The following is a 20,702-nucleotide window of genomic DNA, read 5'->3' as shown; positions in this document are numbered from 1 at the left end:
TACAGACCTATCTTTTTTAACTCCTTTAATCCACATTAATTTCAGTGTCTAGCATTCTATTCATAAACCATTCCACTTGCTGTGGTGCGTCATGATCAAAGAAAGCAGATTCTTTCATGTCTAAATTCGCTATCTTTTCAATGTCTCCTTTTGAAAGCTCAAAATCAAAAATATCAATGTTTTCAGCCATTCGTTCAGGATGGACTGATTTTGCTAAAGCTACAATCCCTCTTTGCATTAGCCAGCGAAGCACAACTTGACCAATTGACTTGCCATATTGCTCACCGATTTCTTCTAATACTGGATTTTTGAATAGTTCATGGCGGCCTTCTGCAAATGGTGCCCAAGCTTCTATTTGTACTTCATATTTTTCGTGCCATTCCTGATCTTCAATTCGCTGATTCCATGGATTCACTTCAATTTGATTAATTTGAGGTTTTACTTCATTCAATCCAACAAACTCAATCATTTTAGCTGACTTGAAATTTGAAATTCCTATTGCACGCAATTTCCCTGCTTTTTGAGTAGCAACCATTGACCGCCATGCACCATAAATATCTCCATATGGTTGATGAATAAGATAAAGATCAAGATAATCCAATCCCATTACTTTAAGAGAATGTTCAATCGTTTCCTTAGCTTTGCCCTCTGATGCTTGAAGAATAAACAATTTAGAGGTAATAAAAAGTTCATCTCTAGTGACCAGATCTTCATTGATGGCACGTTTGATTCCCTCACCTGTTTCTTTTTCATTTCCGTAAATAGAAGCTGTATCGATCAAACGGTATCCTGCTTTAATGGCTTGATAGACTGCTTCAGCTGTTTCTTCTAATGGAATTTGATACACACCAAATCCCAATTGAGGCATTTCTACACCATTATTCAAAGTAATTGTTTGCATATTGTTTTCCTCCTCTAATTTCTTTACATGTTCTATCCTAAATCTTAGAGTTAAATACATAAAAAGAAAAAAATTTATTTTTTTCGTTCCCATAGTTTTTCGACTTTATCAGGATCCAATTCACCAGCTTTAAATTTTGCAATATGATCCTCATATGTTTCTATCTTGTACACAAGTAATTCTCTTGTTTGTTGCATTTCCTCTAGCTTTTTATCTAATTCTACTAACTGTTCTTTTAAAATATGCTTCTGCGCATCTTCTACATTTTGTTTATCTCTAAGTTGTGCTAAAGTTGAAAATTCAATCAAAGATTCTATAGATAAGCCTGCATTACGAAGATTTTTTACTAAATAAACCCAATTTAAATCTTTAGTTTTATAGTCTCTATATCCACTACTGTTTCTTGATACAGGAGGTATTATTCCCACTCGTTCATAATATCTTAACGTATCTACTGTTAAATTAAACATTTCTGCTGCCTGTTTTATATTCATTATTGTCTTTACCTCCTTACTCTAAATGTGAAAAATCATGATTAATAATCTCTTCTAAGTAAAACTGATCATTCTCAAAACAAAATTTCATAATACTACAGTTACCAATAGGAGCTTGCGGTGTAATATCACTTAAATGCGCCCACTCTCTTATAAATTGCCTACAAGCTGCTCCATGTGAGACTACTAAAATAGTTTTACCTTGTTCTTTCTGCATAATATTTACTAAGCATTTTGTTACTCTTTTTCTAAACTCTATTTCTTCTTCACCACCATATTGTACAAAAAAATCTCTATAAGGTAATGGTGGATTTAAATATTCATGCTCCGCTTCTAATCTGCCAAAATTCCATTCTTTTAAGCCTTTATGCCTTTCATAGTTTATTTCTGTAATTAATTCTAATGTATCTGAAGCTCGTTCAAGAGTAGAAGTGTGTGCACCATCAAATACAATACCGTTTTTTTCAAAAAATTCTTTAGCTATCTTAGCTTGTTCAATTCCTTGTTTTGTTAAAGGAGAATCGCACCATCCTTGAATTTTTTTTTGTTGATTGAACAATGTTTGACCATGTCTCATTAAATAAAGTGTCTTTTTCATCTATCTAACTCCCTACTATCTATTTTTCATCATTATAAACCTTGAAGTTAACTTCAAGGCAACTGATTATGTTTTAAAATATATATCTATAATTTTTCACACAATATTAGCTAAAATAGAAAGTCTATTAATAAAATTTTATTAGATATTTCCGTTGAAATTATCTATAAATTTAATTTATACTATAGATAAATTAAAAATTCTATTCGGAGAACAAAATTATGAAAAAAAATCCACAATTACCTATTTGTGATGTAGAAACAACAGTTAAACTAGTTAATAGTAAATGGAAGGTCTTGATTATCCGGGATTTAATGACTGGTTCCAAAAGAAATAGTGAGTTAAAAAGATCATTGAGTGGAATTTCACAAAAAGTTTTGACAGCTAGTTTAAAGTCAATGATTGAAGATGGCCTTGTTGAACGTATTGATTTTAAAAAAAATCCACCCCATGTCGAATATAAATTAACTAAACTAGGAAATACATTATTACCTGTAATTGAATCTATGAGAGAGTGGGGAGAATTTTACAAAACACAAGTTAACATATAGTTACATTTTTGTACCTACTTCTCATTCTAAAAAAAATAAGCTATCCTTATATTATAGAAAATTAGGGAGCGTGAAAACATGGATATAGAAATGTTTGATTTTGAGCAAGTAAATGTAAATGCCAAACTTACTACTTTAAAAAAAGATATTGTTTTAAGAGTTGTAAAATCAAATAAAATAATGGAATTTGATGAAAATACCTACGCTAAAGTAACTAATTTTTCTTTTCATAATGGTATAATTGAAGTAAAAATGTTAAGTAGGTTATTGTCGAATGCTCCAAACTTTGCTCGAGGTTTTATCGGTATTGCATTCAGGATAAATGATGATGATTCTAAATTTGAATCTTTTTATATACGCCCTACCAATGGTCATAGCGAAGATCCTATAAGAAAGAATAGAGCAGTACAATATTTTTCATACCCCAACTATACCTTTGAATATTTTAGAAATCTTAATATAGCGGATTATGAAGGTTCAGCTGATATTAAGCTTAACGAATGGATTACTTTAAAAGCCATAATTCAAGAATCTAGAGGTGAATTTTATATAAACAATAATGAAACTCCTTCTTTGGTTGTAGAGAACATGAAACTTGGGGAGGCTGCTTCTGGTAGTATAGGATTGTTCGTTGATATCGGTACAGAAGCGTTTTTTAAAGATTTAAAAATTATAAAATTCGATTAAATAATAACAATTGCATGCAAAAAAAAGTCTGAAAAGCATTAACAATAATGTTCTCAGACTTTTTTTATAAACAGTTCAAAATATTCATTACATTGATTATTAACATTTAAATTACTTTAATGTTCTTACATTTTATGCTCTCTTTCAGGATTTTTTACTAAGTTAGCTCCTAATAATCCAAATAGGGAAGTAATAATTAAGCCAACGACCATTGCAACAAATCCCCAAATAGATGCTTTAGCTGTCGTGTTTGATGCATCCTCTGCCGCTTGTCTTGCTTCATCGATTGATTCTTTCAAATCATCTTTAGCTTTATCTAAATTAGTACGTGCAGTGTCAATTTGTTTTTGCGCTTCATCACTAGCTGTTTTTAATTCATTGTAAATATTATCTGTTGCTTGTTGAGCTTCTTCTTGAGATAAGTCGCTATTTTTCGCTACAGCATTCGCAATCGCGTTTTTATCTACGGAATCGCCAATTTTTTTCGCTTGGTCTTGTAAAGAATCCGCTGTAGAATCAAAAACCTTATCTGCATTTTCAGGATTTTTTATAATTTCTTTACCAGCATCTTTGATTTTATCAGTCGCTTCACTCATTTGATCTTTTAAATAATCTGGTTGAAGTTCTGGAACATCCGTATCTTTTAAATATTTATTTACATTATTTTGTAGTTCTTGTGTATTGACCGTGCCAATTTCATCAGTTACTTTATCAAAACCTTTTGAGATCGCATCGCCAGTAGTAGAAGCAACTGCCCCAACACTATCCCCTACACCAGAAGCAACATTTCCTAAAAGGGAACCGATTGCTGAAAATGTACTAACAGCTGTATAACTCACTAAAAGCATTACTACAATCATACTTGTTGCCCATGTTAAGAAACCGTGCAATAAACCAATTCTTTTAGCCGCTACACCAGATACAAATCCTGCAGCCATCAGAGATAACACAATAGTAATAATCGACCAAATAATGAGTCCAGTCCCAACTCCATCTAAAGGGTTACTTGATGTCGGTTTTAAAGTACCGAACCCAATCGCTGATCCAATAAGTCCAAGAGTCATAAAAATAGATAGAAATGTAATTACTCCAGCAAAAACTGATCCCCAAGAAATGTTTGTCCCCGCTTCATCGTCTGTAAAATAAGTTCTGAATCTTGTATTGCTTTTTTTCATTTTATATATCCTCCTAATTTTTATTTACAATAAAATTTTATAGGATGTTATTTATTTATACAAATATTTTGATTTTCTATAATTATAAAGAGTTATTAAAAACAATCTATAAAGAAATCTTTACAATTATTCAGCAAAAGAGATCAATAAATTAAAAGATGTGTCTCTATTAATATTCTATAAAAATTTTTCTATAGCAACTTTTTAATTTTACTTAAAAATGTTAAACGTATAATGAATTTGAACACTGTATAATAATATTTTGTATATTTTTTATCCTTAATTTAATATTTATTTAGAACTCGTACTAACAATGATATTGCTGGAACTATCATTGCTAATTTAACAATATATAAAAAATTCACTAAACTATTTTCCCAGCTAATTGGAATGACAATACCTAGAATATTCAAAAAAATGATTACTAAAAAATCACCTGCTAACGCAATAAAAATTTCAATCACATCTGATGTTCCTTTATAATCAAAAATTCTTTTCCAATAGTTAAGATATAGTTTAAACATATCATCATCTCCAATTTTAATTCCATAATAATTAGTACAAAAAAAAGTATGAACTTTTATTCCTATTTATTGTGTATATAAATTATGCCTAGAATAATCTCAAGCTTATCTTCTTCACTAAACATACAATTGTGAACTCGCTTTTTTAATTATATAGATAGATGTAATTCTCAGATAAATTTATTTATATAAAAATCATTTTATTAAATCATTTTTTTGTAAAATTAGAATAGGTACTCAAATACTATGTTAATGCATCTTCTTTAATGAAAGTATTGTAGAAGGTACTATCAATATTATAGGTATAAGGATTTCAATCATAGAACTATCTTGTTTGACCAAAGAAATATTGCATGTAAAAACTTGAGAAAATGAGCCAAAAAAATTGAAGCTAGCGTGTAATAATATAATTGTAAAAATATTGTTTCTCTTAGAATAAATTGTTCCTAAAATCATACCTAAACAAAACGTATAAAAAACTTGAGTTAGCGTTCCTTTAATTAACCATGGTTGATCTATCAAATTTAATAGATGTACTATACAAAAAAAAATAGACGATATTGTTACACTTACTCTAGGAGAATAAATACTAGATAGACGTGTTAAAACAATTCCTCTAAATAGTAATTCTTCAAAAACACCTGTAAAAAAGCATGTTAAAAGAAAAAAGAAAACATTTCTAATTTGAAAACCATCTAATTTATCACTAGAAATAGAACCTAAATTTATTAGAAAAAAAATTACCATTATCAAAATTAAGTAGCGTCCATCCCTAAAAAAAGATTTTAGAGTATTTTTTAAATTTTTATAACCAATTTTTACACTCAAAATACGAATACTAAAAAAAATAATAATTAATGGTAACGTATAAGTTAGTGCACCTTTAATTGTTAGTTCATTATTTTTTCCAAATAAAAAAGCACTTAATTGCAAACTTAATAAATTGATAACTATAACAGTCAATAACTCTATATTTAATTTAATTTTTTTATATTTATACACATAATACACCTTCTTATTAAAGTTTAATTTTCTCCATCTACACTTATACGTAAATTTCTTTATCGAACTTTAAGATATATATAATTGATATCGCTAATTAAGAATCCCAACTATTTACTTTTACCTTCAGATTTTAATATAAGGGAGGGTATTTATATTGTATTAAATCTCACAAATCTTCTAAAATTCAATCACTAAATAGAGAAATGTAAAACTATGCTAATTTAACACATACATCTTTCAATATACTTCTGTCTAGAAATTAGCTATTTGTCAAACACTATTTTTAACTTATAATTTATATCGATGTCTAATATATAATAATTAGGAACTTCTTTAATTTAAGAATTATAAAAATGTTATTCTTTTTGTGTAAATGTTATTTTTCCAGCATTATTGTTCTGAGAGACCCATTTATTTACCATATCTTTTATATAAAAATTTCTCCCTAATATTTATAAAATAAAAATTATTGATTTTTTTAGCTAAGGCGTATCTACGTCTATATGAATTTATTCATATTTTAAATTAATCAAACCTCCCTATTTCAAGAAAGGTTTGATTAACTTTGAATATAAATTAATATTTATCTATTCTAACTATTCACTTCTAAAAACAAACTGTTAAACCCATTAAAAATCCTATTAATTTCATGTTTTTGTACAACACTAATATTTTTTTATTAGTAATGAAATTTTTTTTATTGATCCACCATTTCTAACAACTCATTAGCAGCAAGAATCCCCAAATTATTAGCAGCAAGTGGACTATCTCCTGTTAATAGATTACGATCTTTATGAACTTGTCCTGTAATATCTTCATTGAGAACTTTTACTCCATTTTCTTCCAGTGTTTCTTGTAAACGCCATTTCAATAGTCCTGGCATATATCCAATTTCTTGATTAGCACCTTCATCCAAACTATCTGGAAAGACAGTCATTTCGTAACCATCAAAAAGAAAATCTCCGTCATTAAGAGTTGCAGCTAGCAATGCAGCAGGTCCATGACAAAGAGTCACTACTTTCTTATCATTGGTCATAGCCCAATTGAGAATGTCTTTGACTTCTTCACTTTCAGGAAGATTTAGCAATGCTCCATGACCACCAGGGAAGAAAACTGCCACATAAGGAGAATTATCGGCCATTACTTGAGGTAAAATTTCACTTAGCTTCAAAGGGTTCTCAAACTTAGGAAGGTAATCATGGTAAAAGTCCATCACAGCCTCGTCTTCTTCTGGCATAGCCCACATTTCTAACTTGATGGAGTTACCAGAAAGAGTAGCAACATCAATGTCGAACCCCGCTGCAGCCATGTGCATCATAGGTAGCAAAGTCTCTACAGGATGATTACCTGTAGAAAACAATTTCCCGTTTTGCACTTGGACATAGCGCTCATCTGATCCAATCATTAAAATCTTTAATTCTCCTCCAGAATAAGCCTTATTAAACTTATAGCCATCAAAAGGTGTAACTGGACTTGTATAAACACTCAATGAGTACTCTGATGGGAAATAAGCATTATGTTCTGCATAATCACGTACGGGCTTTTTACTTAATTCTGTCATTATTTTTCCTCTTTTCTATAAATAATCTAGCGAAAGTTTTATTTTTGTTAACTTAAAAATTTCTATAATTTTTTAATATACTCAGCATCTTACAAAAACGACTTTCACCATATACTATATTCCCAAAATCTCTTATTCGATTTTAGGTGGAAATATTTTACCATCTATTTTTTATCTATGACAACCATAATGCTCAATATGGTTTTAAAATAGAAAATCTAGAAATCAGCTTAAAATTATTGTAATATTTAAAACTATTTTTATTGTTCAATTCACTATTTTAAAAATTTTATAAAATTCCATAGTTTATTTTTTATAAATATAAACTACTAGCACACTCATATTTAACGAATTCATGGCGTTAAAATCTTTAACTATTTTAACCATCAGGAGAAACAGATATTGAAGTTATGATTTTTTTACTTGATTTATGGTTATTTATTTACTGGGTTGTTGATAATAAATAGAATATATTTATTATTCCTTAAAATAAACTAAAAAAAGTGTACAAAAAACAGTTCTTCTGTACACTTTCAAATACATTCGATAAAAAAATTTCTTTTATTTCTATAATTTGATAAGTAATAGATCTTAATAAATCGCAACCGCAAAGTTTCTTTCATTATATACACTTTCAAATGTATTCTTATCGATCCAATATTTACCAGAAATCGGATCCGATACGTGAAGTTTTTCTTTTTTTGAATCATAACCATCTAAAGTTACTGCATGATTATTATTTACTGCTCTACCAAAATTCCATATTCCCCATCGTGCCGGTTGAAATTTTATCGTTACCCAAGCAACAATTGGATTATTATTTTTCACTTCATTTAGTAATTCATCTAAAGAATGACCTGACATATCTTTTACATCACCATATGCTTGCCCCCATTTTACTAAAGGAATAGGATAGATAGCGGAATAAGTCCATGAGTTTTCAACAAAAGGACTACCTACAAATCCATCATAAGGATTTCCACTAGAAGAGATAGGGATTGTCTTCAAAAACTTGATTAAGTCCCAATCTGGAATTTTCCCTTTATACTGTAATCCTTGTAATAGTGAAGCTCCCTCACACCCACTAGGTGCTCCTAATGCATACTGATCATAATTTTTTACTCCAAGTAAATTATAATCTTCAGAAGCAAAAGCATTGGTACTCAGCATAAAGAATACTCCAACAACAGGCAAAATAAATGTTTTTTTCAGTATATTGACTATATCTTTATTTATACTCATTCACCTCTTTAAAATTTATTAAATGCGTAATCGTGCTGTTATTTTTTAAATTTAAAATGGATTAGACTGTGAAATACCAATTTGCAAGCGATCTAACGGTTCTCCAAAAATTCCTGCATAACTATCTAATCCCGGAATAGAACCATTATCTGCACTTACTTTTAACCATCCTGATCGTTTCGTAGTTTGTGAGCGATAGTATGCTTGTGATAATTTTTCTCCCTTAGAAGTTATATAGTTTAACTGAACACCATCAATTGCTTGTCCTTGAATACCTGCTACACCATTCACTGTATCATTTTTATTTCCTTTATTTACCCAAGCTAACCAGCCACTTTGAGCTGTATGAACACGATACTTCAATTCCCCTTTATCTACCTTAATATAAAGCATATCATGTTGCCGATTAGGATAACCTGCAAAACCATCATTAGTATTGTTAAAGTTTGTTACTTCCCCCAACCAAGATCCCCCAAGGACGTGTAAACCATAATGTACATTTGTTGTGAAATTTGTTGGTCCTGGATTTGGAGGTGTAGGCGTAGACCCTCCTTGAAGTATAGGAATTGGGTTAAACCAAGTGCCATCATCTTTATTCCAAGAAGAATGAGCAGCGCGCCATTCTTTCTTTGTCATTCCTAAATGTAAATGACTAGAAGTAAAGTTCCCTATAAGCTGTCCTTTTTTAACAGTTTGTCCCGTGCTAACTTTAATGTCCCCAACATTTCGGCTAAATTCTTGATAGATCACATTTGTATCTCCTGCTTGTAATACAATAAATGCGCCTAATGAACCTCCACCTACAGGATCCCAACCAGCATATAAAATTTTACCATCATGCACAGCATACACACTACCATTTCCATAGATAGCAGAGCCGAAGTCAAACCCATCATGGAAATAAGTGCCTCCTCGATCAAATGCGGTATTCCCAAATTGTTGTCCTTCTTCATATCTTCCCGCATATGGTTTGCCTAGTGGCCAAGACCAATCATTAGAAGCTGCATTGACAGAATAAGAAGAAAATGCCATAGAAACAACGATAGATAAAACCCCTAGAACAGAAATTAAAGTTTTTTTCACAGAAAACCCTCCTAATTAATATTAGTTACAAAACTAATGTACTGCTAGGTACGATATATTTCAAATAATTATACTAACACGATAACATTTTACAGAGCTCTAGAAGATATATCAAAACCAATATGCTGTTATTTATAAAAAAAGAAAAATATTTAAAATTCAAAAAGCATACATAAAAAGTAAACAGGTCAAAAGTTTTTTTAACTTCCGATCTGTTTACTTTTTTAAACTAAATTAGAAAAATCATGATTTATCGCTTGTAGAAATACAAAACTATTATTTTTATACCCAAACTCTAAAATACAACAATTTGAAAAGTTTATCTTTGAAACTTTTTCATACGCTAGCCATTTTTGTATAAATAGATACATAGCCCCCCCATGACTAACTGCCAAAACGTTCTGGTTATTTTCTTGTTCCATAATTTTAGTAAGTCCTTTGTTTATTCTTTCCTGCACCACTTTTGAAGACTCCCCGCCATAAGGCACAAAAGAATCACCATATGAAGTTTCCCCAATAGGTCTTTTAGGGTTTAAATATTCTCTTTCTCCTTCAAATATACCAAAATTCCATTCTTTTAGTTCCCTTATACGCTTATATTTTTTATTTCCTATAATTATTTCTAGTGTATCTGATGCACGCTCTTGTGTAGAGGAATAATAAGCATCTAATTTAATATTATGATTTTGGAAGTACTCTTTTGCAATTCTTGCTTGTTTTATTCCTACTTCAGTCAAAGGTGAGTCACTTGCTCCTTGAATTTTCCCTAATTTATTAAATAGCGTTTCACCATGTCGCATAAGATAAAGTTTCTTCATATTATCAGTCTCATCTGCTTTTGAATTTGTTGTTTTATCAATCATCTACCATTCTCTTCCTTATCTATTGATTTTAGCACACGAGCGGGAACGCCACCTACTACAGTGTAGGGTGCGACCGCACCTGCTGCAACTACTGACCACTCACCAATCGTTACACCTGAAGTAATCGTAGCATTTGAACCAATCCATACGTTATTTTTTAACACAATTGGCGCATAATGATTTTTACGTTTATTCTTTGGAAATAGGTCGTGATTAATTGTAGCAAGTACTACATTATGTCCTATAAATACACCATCACCAATCACAATTCCACCTTGGTCTTGGAAATGTGTCCCTGAGTTTATAAAGACATTTTTGCCAAGTGTAATGTTTTTACCAAAGTCCGTATAAAAAGGTGGAAATATACGAAAAGTTTCATCTACTTTTTTTCCAATCAAGTAACTCATAATTTCTCGTAATTCCTCTTCTGAATGATACTTGGTATTCATTTCTATTCCAATTTTTATCGCTTCTTGATAAAGCTCCTCAGCATACGCATCTCGCTCTAAATCAACAGGAGCATCACTTCTGTACCCATTAATAACATCTTCAATACTTACTTTCATTATTAACACTCCTTTAGACTATCATAAAATTCATTTTTAACAGGCTCTAGCCATTCGTTTGATGTTTCTACCCCAGGCACTTCAATCGCCAAGTGGCTAAACCACCGATCTTTCTTTGCACCGTGCCAATGCTTTACATTGGCAGGTATTGTAATGGTATCCCCTGGCTTCAGGCTTTGTGCTTCTTTTCCTTCTTCTTGATACCAACCTTCACCATCTACGCATATCAAGATTTGGCCTCCTCCTGATTTCGCATGATGAATATGCCAATTATTACGGCAAGCTGGTTCAAACGTGACATTGGCAATAAACACTGTTTCTTTTGGATCAGTCAATGGTTTCAAATAACTTTGACCAATAAAGTATTCTGAATAAGCTGTGTTTAATTCCCCTTGACCAAACAATCCCCCATGTTCTTCTTTGTTATGGTCCTCCACATACACTTCTTTCGCCAATCGAAACGCTGCCCAAGCATTCGGCCATCCTGCATAAAATGAAAGATGTGTTAATAATTCAGCCATTTCTGTCTTAGTTACACCATTTTTCCGAGCAGTTTCCAGATGATAGTTCAAAGATGAATCGATAACTCCCTTTGAAATGAGCGCCGTTATTGTCACAATAGAACGCATTTTCAAAGAAAGTTTATCTTCTCTTGCCCATACTTGACCAAACAACACATCATCATTCAGCTCAGCAAATTTGGGTGCAAATTCACCTAAAACATCTCTTCCAGCAGTTTGTTTCTCAATCATTTACAAATTCCTCCTATCTTACTTCCAAATTTTGATAAAAAAATTCGGTCATTTTATCAAATGGAATGATGTCTATTTTGTCGTAGAGATCAGTGTGTGTTGCTTTAGGAATAATTAGCAACTCCTTGTTATCTCCTTGCAACTTCTTAAAAGCGTCTTCTGCGAAATATCGAAAATGAGCTTTTTCACCATGAATAATTAACACCGCACTAAAAATCTCATCACTATAAGACAGAAATTTAGTATTTAACAATGAAAGAGCAGACGTCATATTCCAACCTTCATTTGAGTTCAACGATCGCTTATGATAGCCGCGGTCTGTTTTGTAATAATCGAAATAATCTTTAATATAATAAGGCGCACTTTCTGACAAACTATCTGGAACACCACCCGAACGAGCATAATCCCCATTTTTGAAATCTTCAATACGTTGTGCATTGAGTTGTTGACGCATTTCATATCGACCATCTACATCAATAGAATCAAAATAGCCATTAGCTGTTACACGAGACATATCATACATAGTCGAAACAACGGTTGCTTTTACTCTTGTATCAATTGCAGCTGCATTTAGTGCCATGCCGCCCCAACCGCAAATACCAATAATTCCAATTTTATCCTGAGCAACATTTTTTTGGACCGACAAGAAATCAACAGCCGCTTGGAAATCCTCAGTGTTAATATCGCCAGAAGCAACATTACGTGGAATCCCTCCACTTTCTCCAGTAAATGACGGATTAAAAGCTATCGTCAAAAAGCCCCGTTCTGCCATTGTTTGAGCATAAAGTCCTGATGATTGTTCTTTAACTGCCCCGAACGGACCGTACACAGCAATTGCAGGAAACTCTTCCGCTTGTCTTTTTGGTTCATATAAATCAGCAACTAGAGCTATTCAAAATCGATTAGTAAAAGTCACTTTACGATGATTAACCTTATCGCTTTTTTGGAATACCTTATCCCATTTTTGAATCATTGTAGTATCTTCTAGCATCCTTGCTTTCCCTCCTATAGTTGACATTTATTTTTTTTAATAATACAATCTTACTACCTAAACTTAACTTTAGGTCAAGTCTGATTATAAAAATTTTTCAGGAGGAGCTATGACAGCATATTCAATCGGCGAAATATCAAAAATGTTTAACATTCCAGTTTCAACTCTCCGCTATTATGATAAAGAAGGATTATTTCCTGAAATAACGCGTGTTTCCGGTATTCGAAAATTTTCTAGTAACGAAATTGAAGCTTTAAGAGTGATTGAATGCTTGAAGAAATCTGGATTAGAAATTAAAGATATTAAACAATTTATGGAATGGACAAAATTAGGGTCAAAAACTTTCAAAATTCGAAAAGAACTATTTGAACGACAAAAAGTAAGCGTAGAAAAAGAATTGCGACAGATGGAAAAAGTTCTTGATATGATTAAATTTAAATGCTGGTACTACGATGAAGTCCTTAAGCAAGGGAATGAGGTGGCTGTTAAATCAAAAATTCCAAATAACTTACCAAAAGAGGTAAAACTTTATTACGAAAACTCTCATTAATTTGAAACGATTGTACATTTAATGAGTTAATCTAAACAAAAAACAAATGTATTTAAAGTAGTAGAGTAGATTTGTCACTAGCACTTTAATTTTCATATACTACACTATTTAACTAAGTTCAAAAAGCAACAACTGCTAGCAGCAGAGCTAACAATCATTGCTTTTTGAACTTATATACTATACAAACAAAAACATTAAAAACCAGTATTCTCAATACTTTTCAACGGAAACTACTACCTAAAACCATACTTTACTTATTGCGTCATAAAAATATAAAATATAAACAAAAGCTCCCCATCCGTTTAATCCTACATCACGGTTACGCCTAATATTTAAAGCGATACCTGGGATGACTATGATTGAAATAAAAATAAAAGAAACCACCATTTTAAAGTCTCTACAGAAGAATACGTAAAAGCTAAAAAAGTCTCTAATTGTTTATTTGAAAGTTATTTTACCTTTCTATTCAATTTCAGCCAAAATAAAATCATCTCATCTAAAATATCTATACTTGCAAATTGGCTCATAATTCGTCTACCTTTCCTATCCTAAATAATTACTCTTACGTTAACTAATTTAATTAATTCTATAGTATTTTAAGTACATTCAATTCTAATTAACGCTTCTTTAGGAATATCACTTCTTTTAACTTCTTCATAACCATTTTCTCGCTTCAAATTAGTGTATCTAATTTTTAAATATGCATTTCTTTTGAACGGACGGTTTAAATCTGGATGAGTCGAAAAAGTTAAATCTTTTTCATTTCCCGTTTTATCATATCCTTTTAAATTATACGTATATGTTTCCTGTTTTTCATACTTTTTATCAACTATTCCACTACCTGTTATTTTCACATAATAATACTGAGGATATATCATATACCAAGCTAATCCACCTAACAAACAAAAGATAGTTAGAAATAATAGTACTGATTTTTTCATTATGTCACTTCCTTTAGATAAAAATTAGTTTTAAACATCTATAGTAAAATAATAAATAAAGTTTAAATAATTTTCATTTCATCTTCCTCACAATAAATAACAAAACGGAAAATTATTTTGTATAAATATACTTCTTTAAAACAGTTAAATAAGCGGACTAAGCTCTAGATAATTTGATTTCTATTCTTATAAAATAACTCTACTAAAGTAAATACCTTGCTTTCTAACATTTAATATTTCATACTAATAATTTTCCTTCTCACAATTATTTCCTTCTCAAAACAAACATAAGAGCAATGATTAATAATAAAATAACCCCTACTAAAGCAATCACAATCCATTTAATATCTTTTTTTTCTTCTTTCTCTGAAATATCTGTTTTATTCAATTCTGTTGCTTTTTCTTCTGTAATTCTAAAAGATTTCTTTAATTGCCATTCTTTATTTTCTGACTTTACAGTCATAAACAGTGTATATTTTCCTGCCTTCATCACTTGTTTTTCATAATAAATCGGAAATTTAAAAATACTACTAGGCGCTATTTGCATATCTTCTTTCTTTTCACTTAACACTTTTTTTTCGCTAGCATCCGTAACACTTGCTTCAATTGATACTTTATTGATATAGTTTGCAGTTTTATTTTCAATTGCTGCACTAACTACATTTCTACTATTTACCTGTGTAGGTATTACTTCTTTTAACGTAATGGTATTTTCTACTGGCGTTTTTTCTCCATGAACAAGTAATGCAATGGCATAGGCAAATTTATTTTTAAACATTCCTTTTGTTTCAACTGGAGTCTTTTCTTCTGTAACATCCCGAAGAGTGATCCCTCCTGCCACTATTCCCGCAAAATCTTTAGTAGGAACAGAAATATTTACTACAAAATCAACAGTCTGCTTAGGAGCAATTGTCTGCTTTTCTTTTTCAAAAGAAGCAACTTTCGTAATATCAAAAGGAACATTCGAAGTAAGTTGGTTTTTTGTCTTACCATATTCTACTACACCATTAATATTTGTTGTCGCTGGACTCAATTCTCCTGCTACTTCAATTACTTTTTCAGAATTGTTTGTTACATGTATAACCAGAGGCACAGATTCATTCACAGGTAATGACAAATCAAAATAAGTCTTTGTTTTATCCACTTGATAAACAGATTGTTCTGCATTTACTGAAAAATCTGCTTGATTTTCTGTCGCTATTCCCGTAATTGTAAAACCGAATATACTAATTAACAAAACTACTCCTAATCCTATGTAGTTCAATATCTGTCTCATGAAAACTCATCCTTTCTAACTATTTCTATCTGGTATTACCACCAACAGCTCATCCATATCCATAAAAATATTTTATAGATACACTGTTATGTTAGTTACATAATTTTTATTACCTACGTAACAAGATATATGATTTGCTATAGGTAATGGGAGATTCAAATTTTTATATTTTTTTATCTCAGTTTCCAATTCTTTTTCTGCAAGTACTAAACATGTTGAAACCAAATCAGCTTTTATCTTTATGCTTTTAATATCAGGAAAATATCCATAAACTCCTTCTGTACAAAAAATTACAACAAAGGGATATTTTTTCATCTTTTTATTCCTTATTCTCTCTATATACATTAGCAGCTTATTATAATATTTCATCTTCCTCAACTATACAATGATGCCAATAATTAAACTTATCGGGGCAGTACAGATAATCATTTGCCACCAGGTATCTGTAAAGCCACCGAATATTGGGAGTCGTTAATTTAAAGAATATACAATAGGTAGTCTTATAATCATTGTAAGATATGAAATAAAAACTAATCGTATTTTTTATCTTTTCATTTATTCAGTAACCATGTTTTTCTGGCGCCATTTGTTTAAATAAGAAACTGAAATACCATAATACTCCGCTATCTCATTAAGAGTAAATCCTAAATTTCGTAATCGCCTATACTCGTCTTTGCTAATTCTTCGGATTTTCCATCTATCTAAAGTCAATATTCTTAATTCTTCACTACACTTCATGATTTGCTTGTATAAATCACTGGCTTCATCTCTATGCCAGTCATCATCTAACGCCATTAATTGTAATAACTCTACTCGTTTTTCCTTAATTATTTTCTTATCTTGAATAGTTTTCTCATCATATAGACTTCTTATTCCATACATTGTTCTCAATACCTCAGTTCATTTACATTTGTCCGAGTATCACAAAACTCCAAAAATAGGGAAGCATAAAGCTTCCCTATTTTCACTTTATTTACTCTTACTGTTTATGGTGCTGGAGCATCTGTCAATGTCCAAGTCAAATCCGCAGTATATTGTTCTGCCGATTTTGCTGAAGCTCCTGGTACATGTAATTTCACGCCTGTTGTTTGCCAAGTGCTTGTGGTTACACCATTTCCGTTTCCAGCAGCTGCATTCATCACTTTCACTGATTGTTCTGGTGTCAAGGTTGTATTTGAAGCTGTTACTGTTTCATTGCTTGAATTCACTACTGCACCATTGGCTAAGCTTACTTGAGCTCCTGCTAATTCTTTCATTCCAGCATTTAACTTCCCTGCTGTAACTGTTAGTGTCCATCCAGCTGAAGAACCACGCAAATCGGTCACTTGAACTTCACTTTGTGCTTGTGCATCATAATCTTGATCCTGTGTCGTAATTTGTTGCGTACCAAAATCAAAACTTGGAACTTTATCCAAAGTTAAATCTCCCGCTGTAAATGTCACTTTTCCTGTACTATTTTGTGGCGCTACTGCATCTGCAGAAATTGAAGAGAATCCAATCCCTCCTACAATCATAGCTACTGTTAATGCGCCTGCTACTTTCATTGACTTCATAAATTTTCTCCTTCTTTCTTAAAGATATTTTATATCAACAAAACTATGTTTTGTTAACACCAATAATTATTACCGCATTCTATATTTACGATATGTGCCATAAACAACTATAGCTAAAATAAACACCCCTACAAATACCCATGTGTAAGAAATTTTTGTACCTGTTTTAGGCAACTTCCCTTTAGTTTGTTTTCCTAATTCTTGTTTTTGACCTACAGGCTTCTTATTTTCAGCATTTGGTATTTTACTACTATTCTCTGAATTGGTTGTTGGATTCTTAATATCGTCTACCTTTTTATTTTTCTGATTATACACAACTACTTTTACTGACGTTTTATCAAATCCTACTTCAAAGGGTATTGGTGTTTGATCTAATTGATAGCCCTTTGGGCTTTTGGTTTCCACAAACGTATATTTTCCTGGAAACAATCGAGTAAGGTGTATTTCTCCTTTTCCATCTGTCGTCATCGGCTGATTTACGGTTATTAACTTCCCCGTTTCATCTCGTAGTTCAAACGTTGCATCCGAAAGCACTTTATTTGTTTCTTTGTCTTTTTTTTGTAAAATTACAGAGACTTCAATTGAGCCATCTCCAGTAAAAGTGATTCCAGCCTGACTCGTTTTAGACGTTGCATAAGTGGTGATTCCTAAGCAAAAAGTCAGAACTATTAAGCCGCCCATTAATAACCATTGATAGATTTTTTTCATCTCTTCTATTTCCTTTCTATGGCGCATCATTTAATGTCCATTCAATTGTTCCTGTATAATCACCTTTTTGTACATTTCCTGGTGATGGCTTCAAATATAAGCCATTATCTTGATTCCATTGATTAGAAATCGTCGTCTTATACTGATTATCTACTATTGTATTCTTAGCAATCAAAACTGCAGAACTGTTAGTAATAGCTTCTTCTCCCTTTAAATTTTTATAGAACAGAATGTTTTTAGCAATCTTACTACTTTTATTTTTAAACTCTTCTTTTAATTTTGCTGTTACTGTCCAGCTACTACCATTTCCACGAGAATCAATTACTTCTAGTGGACTACCTTCAATTATTTCTACTGGATATATCCGTTCTAATTTTTCTAGTTTGTGTGTTCCAAATGATATTGATGTTGGTGTGGTCCATGTTAGCCTTCCTTTTATTACAAGATTTCTTGTAAATGGTAAACTCTGAAATCCCATTATATTCGTCATCCTATACGTCATTACATACGTTCCTGGCGAAAGCATACCTTTTTCTACTTCATTTAAAGGAACTACTTGTCCGTCCTGTGTTCTTACTTCAACAAATAATCTTTTTCTTACTTCTGGATTAGAAAAATCATAGTCTCCATCATTGACATCTCCACCCCAAAAATCTCTAAGAACATCTACTGGCTCACCATACCAATATTCTAAATTATCACCATCAAGAACTGGCGTTGATGATACATAATCTCTTCTTCCTTGAAACTTTGTTCTAAGAAGTTGTCTGCCCCCCATAGAGTCTTCAACTTTTCCAGTTTTACTACTATATACAGTAAAAGTATTTTCAAAGATAGTATCTACATCTTCTGTCTTAGGAGTAGTATCATAATAAATAAATAATTTTGTATTAGAAGTTAAAGAATTAGGTAAACGTAACTTCAAAGTATTACTTGTTTGCGAAACAATTGCATATTCACTTGAAGGAACATCTTTACCTGTATCCGCGTATTTAATTTTCAAACTCGACCAATCTGGATTCTGTAAAGATCCTGCTTGAAATTCTACATCATAGGTTCCTACTATATTATTTCTAAAATGATTAATAGTGGTTACAAATTTAAATTGTTTACTCCCTTTTTTATAGATACCCACTTGATTCTGATTTTGACCAATAAATGTTCCTCCAGTATCCCATACCCAGTATGGATTAACAAAAGGAATCTTATACTGAATAGGATTAATCACTAAAGTCGGATTAGTTACAGGAATAGCAATTGATTGCCCTGTAGTGTCTTCAATCGATGCAGTTAAATCCCCACTTTTTTCATTAGAAGTAGTATTAGTTGCAATTGTATTTAGCACAAAAGTTGTTTCAGCAGCTATATTATAATCTGTTTTAAAAATCAAAGAAAATGTTGAAGACTGTTCATCTTTTTCTAAATTAACAAACGGATTTGATTCAGGAACCAGAGCCAATGCTGGATAGCTTATTAATTCATTAGATAAATGACATGTTATTTTAGTTCCTTTGGGAATAAAATTTATAGGGGTATTGGATACTTTAGTTGTCAGATTAATAATTAACTGCGATGTATCATCTTTTTTATTACCAAAATTGGTATCTAAAGTAACCCAATCTTTTATATCATTAATCGATGATTTCTTTGGTGTAGAAAACACTTTAGCTTCTCCATTATCTATTTTATTTTTACCTGGACTATTCTCTTCGCCTTCGGAAATCTCATTACTTTCTTCTGTTGATTCAGTAGTATCTTTCATCGAATCCTGTTTTGTACTTTCTTCTAAAGTATTATTATCTTTCTCACTTGAAACTATGTCTTTATTATCAACTTGTGAAATATCACTAGCTGTTGTTATTTGATTCTGATTACTACTATCAGTCATGTTTTGCTGACTAGATTCTGCTATAGCTACAGTAGGTAAAATAATATAACTAGAAATTAATACCACTGTATTTAAAACAATACTTTTTTTCATAGAACTATCCCCTTCTCTACAATATTCTATTAAACAATTATCTATTTAAAGTTATATATATAATTCATAACCTTTTAGTTTTCCATTTGAAAATGTTAACTTTGCATAATGATCTGTATCCTCTTGGTACGTTAGAATTGAAAAACCACTATCTCCAACATATTCATCCTTTGGTTCACCATATATTTTTTTTATTTCTTCAATAGAACTTCCCCATGTCACTTCTCCTGGAAAAAAGATATTTAAATCTTTGTTAGTTGTATCTGTTATATTAATTGAAGTCAGACTGGATTCTTTAATATCTATCGCTTTATCAGTTAAGTTTGAATAAGTGCCAGAAATAGTATTTCCTTTTTTATTTGTCAAATGTGTCCCCATAACTGAGTCATTAGGGTTCAATACATATGGTTCTGAATATTTCAATTCAAAGCCTAAATTATTCAAATCTTTCAATTTAATTGGCATAGTAAGTACTTGATTGTCTATTTGTATTTGATTGTCATACCAATTTTTAGATATTTTTTTAGCAATTATATTATTATTTTTTTCAATATCAGATGTTTGTTTTTCACTTGAACTTTCATTAGTTTTAGTTGAACTTGCTTTCGTGGTTTCCTTAGTATATTGTGAATTTGTTTCTTTAACTTCACAACCTATTAATATACCCAATAAACTAAATCCTACTAACAATTGATATATT

24 protein-coding genes and 1 pseudogene are annotated in these 20,702 nt (G+C 31.1%); 3 read left to right on the top strand and 22 right to left on the bottom strand.

Going from position 1 to position 20,702, the window contains the following annotated elements; all coding sequences use genetic code 11:
- Positions 1-25 precede the first annotated feature (25 nt).
- From IGK86_RS02730 to IGK86_RS02720, 3 genes are read right to left on the bottom strand one after another with little or no spacing between them, the layout of a single operon-like run.
- On the bottom strand, positions 26-961 hold the full coding sequence (locus IGK86_RS02730) for an aldo/keto reductase (protein ID WP_171803825.1): 936 nt from the start codon (positions 959-961) through the stop codon (positions 26-28).
- Positions 962-975: 14 nt separating this feature from the next.
- Entirely contained in the window at positions 976-1,395 is a 420-nt protein-coding gene (locus tag IGK86_RS02725) for a MerR family transcriptional regulator (protein WP_002365234.1), read from the bottom strand.
- Between the two features lie 16 nt (positions 1,396-1,411).
- Positions 1,412-1,993, bottom strand: coding sequence for a histidine phosphatase family protein (locus tag IGK86_RS02720; RefSeq protein WP_002380883.1), 582 nt, complete (start codon positions 1,991-1,993; stop codon positions 1,412-1,414).
- A 221-nt stretch (positions 1,994-2,214) separates the two neighbouring features.
- On the opposite strand from IGK86_RS02720, the gene IGK86_RS02715 reads away from it, so the two are divergent.
- Positions 2,215-2,544 carry a winged helix-turn-helix transcriptional regulator gene (locus IGK86_RS02715; protein ID WP_016617141.1) on the top strand — a complete coding sequence of 110 codons (330 nt, stop codon included), beginning with the start codon at positions 2,215-2,217 and terminating at the stop codon, positions 2,542-2,544.
- A gap of 78 nt (positions 2,545-2,622) precedes the next feature.
- Positions 2,623-3,231 (top strand): hypothetical protein, encoded by a 609-nt coding sequence (locus IGK86_RS02710; RefSeq protein WP_002371732.1) that lies wholly within the window; start codon positions 2,623-2,625, stop codon positions 3,229-3,231.
- A gap of 125 nt (positions 3,232-3,356) precedes the next feature.
- On the opposite strand, the gene IGK86_RS02705 is transcribed toward IGK86_RS02710, so the two are convergent.
- The 10 genes and pseudogenes from IGK86_RS02705 to IGK86_RS02660 form a co-directional block, all read right to left on the bottom strand.
- Positions 3,357-4,406, bottom strand: coding sequence for a hypothetical protein (locus IGK86_RS02705; protein ID WP_002394282.1), 1,050 nt, complete (start codon positions 4,404-4,406; stop codon positions 3,357-3,359).
- Between the two features lie 284 nt (positions 4,407-4,690).
- A complete protein-coding gene (locus IGK86_RS02700) occupies positions 4,691-4,930 on the bottom strand; it encodes a hypothetical protein (RefSeq protein WP_002394283.1) in 240 nt (79 codons plus the stop codon).
- Between the two features lie 249 nt (positions 4,931-5,179).
- Complete coding sequence (locus IGK86_RS02695; protein ID WP_016617140.1) at positions 5,180-5,932, bottom strand: CPBP family intramembrane glutamic endopeptidase; 753 nt, start codon at positions 5,930-5,932, stop codon at positions 5,180-5,182.
- 700 nt (positions 5,933-6,632) lie between these two features.
- Positions 6,633-7,496, bottom strand: a complete 864-nt coding sequence (gene hchA, locus IGK86_RS02690) for a glyoxalase III HchA (RefSeq protein WP_002365242.1) — start codon at positions 7,494-7,496, stop codon at positions 6,633-6,635.
- Between the two features lie 591 nt (positions 7,497-8,087).
- Positions 8,088-8,738, bottom strand: coding sequence for a C39 family peptidase (locus tag IGK86_RS02685; protein WP_002410051.1), 651 nt, complete (start codon positions 8,736-8,738; stop codon positions 8,088-8,090).
- A gap of 51 nt (positions 8,739-8,789) precedes the next feature.
- Positions 8,790-9,821, bottom strand: a complete 1,032-nt coding sequence (locus IGK86_RS02680) for a M23 family metallopeptidase (RefSeq protein WP_002410050.1) — start codon at positions 9,819-9,821, stop codon at positions 8,790-8,792.
- Positions 9,822-10,045: 224 nt separating this feature from the next.
- A complete protein-coding gene (locus tag IGK86_RS02675) occupies positions 10,046-10,684 on the bottom strand; it encodes a histidine phosphatase family protein (RefSeq protein ID WP_002394289.1) in 639 nt (212 codons plus the stop codon).
- Positions 10,681-11,250, bottom strand: coding sequence for an acyltransferase (locus tag IGK86_RS02670; RefSeq protein ID WP_016617138.1), 570 nt, complete (start codon positions 11,248-11,250; stop codon positions 10,681-10,683). Before IGK86_RS02670 ends, IGK86_RS02675 begins: the two co-directional genes overlap by 4 nt.
- 2 nt (positions 11,251-11,252) lie before the next feature.
- Positions 11,253-12,002 carry a carboxymuconolactone decarboxylase family protein gene (locus IGK86_RS02665; protein ID WP_002365247.1) on the bottom strand — a complete coding sequence of 250 codons (750 nt, stop codon included), beginning with the start codon at positions 12,000-12,002 and terminating at the stop codon, positions 11,253-11,255.
- 13 nt (positions 12,003-12,015) lie between these two features.
- A pseudogene (locus IGK86_RS02660) lies at positions 12,016-13,020 on the bottom strand (alpha/beta hydrolase).
- 82 nt (positions 13,021-13,102) lie between these two features.
- On the opposite strand from IGK86_RS02660, the gene IGK86_RS02655 reads away from it, so the two are divergent.
- Positions 13,103-13,543, top strand: coding sequence for a MerR family transcriptional regulator (locus tag IGK86_RS02655; RefSeq protein ID WP_002407743.1), 441 nt, complete (start codon positions 13,103-13,105; stop codon positions 13,541-13,543).
- Positions 13,544-13,780: 237 nt separating this feature from the next.
- Here IGK86_RS02655 and IGK86_RS02650 read toward each other — a convergent pair whose 3' ends face one another.
- The 9 genes from IGK86_RS02650 to IGK86_RS02610 form a co-directional block, all read right to left on the bottom strand.
- The gene (locus IGK86_RS02650) at positions 13,781-13,930 is read right to left on the bottom strand and encodes a DUF805 domain-containing protein (protein WP_202334764.1); all 150 of its coding nucleotides are present in this window, start codon (positions 13,928-13,930) and stop codon (positions 13,781-13,783) included.
- A gap of 209 nt (positions 13,931-14,139) precedes the next feature.
- Positions 14,140-14,484 (bottom strand): YxeA family protein, encoded by a 345-nt coding sequence (locus tag IGK86_RS02645; protein WP_016617136.1) that lies wholly within the window; start codon positions 14,482-14,484, stop codon positions 14,140-14,142.
- A gap of 265 nt (positions 14,485-14,749) precedes the next feature.
- Complete coding sequence (locus tag IGK86_RS02640) at positions 14,750-15,760, bottom strand: DUF916 and DUF3324 domain-containing protein (RefSeq protein ID WP_002407746.1); 1,011 nt, start codon at positions 15,758-15,760, stop codon at positions 14,750-14,752.
- A 72-nt stretch (positions 15,761-15,832) separates the two neighbouring features.
- Positions 15,833-16,075 (bottom strand): hypothetical protein, encoded by a 243-nt coding sequence (locus tag IGK86_RS02635; protein ID WP_010826863.1) that lies wholly within the window; start codon positions 16,073-16,075, stop codon positions 15,833-15,835.
- A gap of 240 nt (positions 16,076-16,315) precedes the next feature.
- Positions 16,316-16,642, bottom strand: coding sequence for a hypothetical protein (locus tag IGK86_RS02630; protein ID WP_002407748.1), 327 nt, complete (start codon positions 16,640-16,642; stop codon positions 16,316-16,318).
- Positions 16,643-16,746: 104 nt separating this feature from the next.
- A complete protein-coding gene (locus IGK86_RS02625) occupies positions 16,747-17,313 on the bottom strand; it encodes a WxL domain-containing protein (protein ID WP_002407749.1) in 567 nt (188 codons plus the stop codon).
- 69 nt (positions 17,314-17,382) lie between these two features.
- Entirely contained in the window at positions 17,383-18,021 is a 639-nt protein-coding gene (locus IGK86_RS02620; RefSeq protein WP_010826862.1) for an MSCRAMM family protein, read from the bottom strand.
- A gap of 16 nt (positions 18,022-18,037) precedes the next feature.
- A complete protein-coding gene (locus IGK86_RS02615; RefSeq protein ID WP_002407751.1) occupies positions 18,038-20,002 on the bottom strand; it encodes a hypothetical protein in 1,965 nt (654 codons plus the stop codon).
- A gap of 51 nt (positions 20,003-20,053) precedes the next feature.
- A complete protein-coding gene (locus tag IGK86_RS02610; RefSeq protein ID WP_438741995.1) occupies positions 20,054-20,671 on the bottom strand; it encodes a hypothetical protein in 618 nt (205 codons plus the stop codon).
- Positions 20,672-20,702: the final 31 nt, after the last annotated feature.

This window comes from Enterococcus sp. DIV1206, from assembly GCF_051712485.1.
Taxonomy (GTDB): domain Bacteria; phylum Bacillota; class Bacilli; order Lactobacillales; family Enterococcaceae; genus Enterococcus; species Enterococcus faecalis.
This window is presented reverse-complemented; position numbering and strand designations above follow the sequence as displayed.

Bases quoted from the DNA above. Each gene is read 5' to 3' on its own strand.
- IGK86_RS02665 (WP_002365247.1), bottom strand. From the start codon at position 12,002: ATGATTGAGAAACAAACTGCTGGAAGAGATGTTTTAGGTGAATTTGCA.
- IGK86_RS02615 (WP_002407751.1), bottom strand. From the start codon at position 20,002: ATGAAAAAAAGTATTGTTTTAAATACAGTGGTATTAATTTCTAGTTAT.
- IGK86_RS02625 (WP_002407749.1), bottom strand. From the start codon at position 17,313: ATGAAGTCAATGAAAGTAGCAGGCGCATTAACAGTAGCTATGATTGTA.
- IGK86_RS02645 (WP_016617136.1), bottom strand. From the start codon at position 14,484: ATGAAAAAATCAGTACTATTATTTCTAACTATCTTTTGTTTGTTAGGT.
- IGK86_RS02710 (WP_002371732.1), top strand. From the start codon at position 2,623: ATGGATATAGAAATGTTTGATTTTGAGCAAGTAAATGTAAATGCCAAA.
- IGK86_RS02700 (WP_002394283.1), bottom strand. From the start codon at position 4,930: ATGTTTAAACTATATCTTAACTATTGGAAAAGAATTTTTGATTATAAA.
- IGK86_RS02730 (WP_171803825.1), bottom strand. From the start codon at position 961: ATGTATTTAACTCTAAGATTTAGGATAGAACATGTAAAGAAATTAGAG.
- IGK86_RS02685 (WP_002410051.1), bottom strand. From the start codon at position 8,738: ATGAGTATAAATAAAGATATAGTCAATATACTGAAAAAAACATTTATT.
- IGK86_RS02635 (WP_010826863.1), bottom strand. From the start codon at position 16,075: ATGAAAAAATATCCCTTTGTTGTAATTTTTTGTACAGAAGGAGTTTAT.
- IGK86_RS02675 (WP_002394289.1), bottom strand. From the start codon at position 10,684: ATGATTGATAAAACAACAAATTCAAAAGCAGATGAGACTGATAATATG.
- hchA (WP_002365242.1), bottom strand. From the start codon at position 7,496: ATGACAGAATTAAGTAAAAAGCCCGTACGTGATTATGCAGAACATAAT.
- IGK86_RS02620 (WP_010826862.1), bottom strand. From the start codon at position 18,021: ATGAAAAAAATCTATCAATGGTTATTAATGGGCGGCTTAATAGTTCTG.
- IGK86_RS02640 (WP_002407746.1), bottom strand. From the start codon at position 15,760: ATGAGACAGATATTGAACTACATAGGATTAGGAGTAGTTTTGTTAATT.
- IGK86_RS02630 (WP_002407748.1), bottom strand. From the start codon at position 16,642: ATGTATGGAATAAGAAGTCTATATGATGAGAAAACTATTCAAGATAAG.
- IGK86_RS02705 (WP_002394282.1), bottom strand. From the start codon at position 4,406: ATGAAAAAAAGCAATACAAGATTCAGAACTTATTTTACAGACGATGAA.
- IGK86_RS02715 (WP_016617141.1), top strand. From the start codon at position 2,215: ATGAAAAAAAATCCACAATTACCTATTTGTGATGTAGAAACAACAGTT.
- IGK86_RS02670 (WP_016617138.1), bottom strand. From the start codon at position 11,250: ATGAAAGTAAGTATTGAAGATGTTATTAATGGGTACAGAAGTGATGCT.
- IGK86_RS02650 (WP_202334764.1), bottom strand. From the start codon at position 13,930: ATGGTGGTTTCTTTTATTTTTATTTCAATCATAGTCATCCCAGGTATC.
- IGK86_RS02655 (WP_002407743.1), top strand. From the start codon at position 13,103: ATGACAGCATATTCAATCGGCGAAATATCAAAAATGTTTAACATTCCA.
- IGK86_RS02720 (WP_002380883.1), bottom strand. From the start codon at position 1,993: ATGAAAAAGACACTTTATTTAATGAGACATGGTCAAACATTGTTCAAT.
- IGK86_RS02725 (WP_002365234.1), bottom strand. From the start codon at position 1,395: ATGAATATAAAACAGGCAGCAGAAATGTTTAATTTAACAGTAGATACG.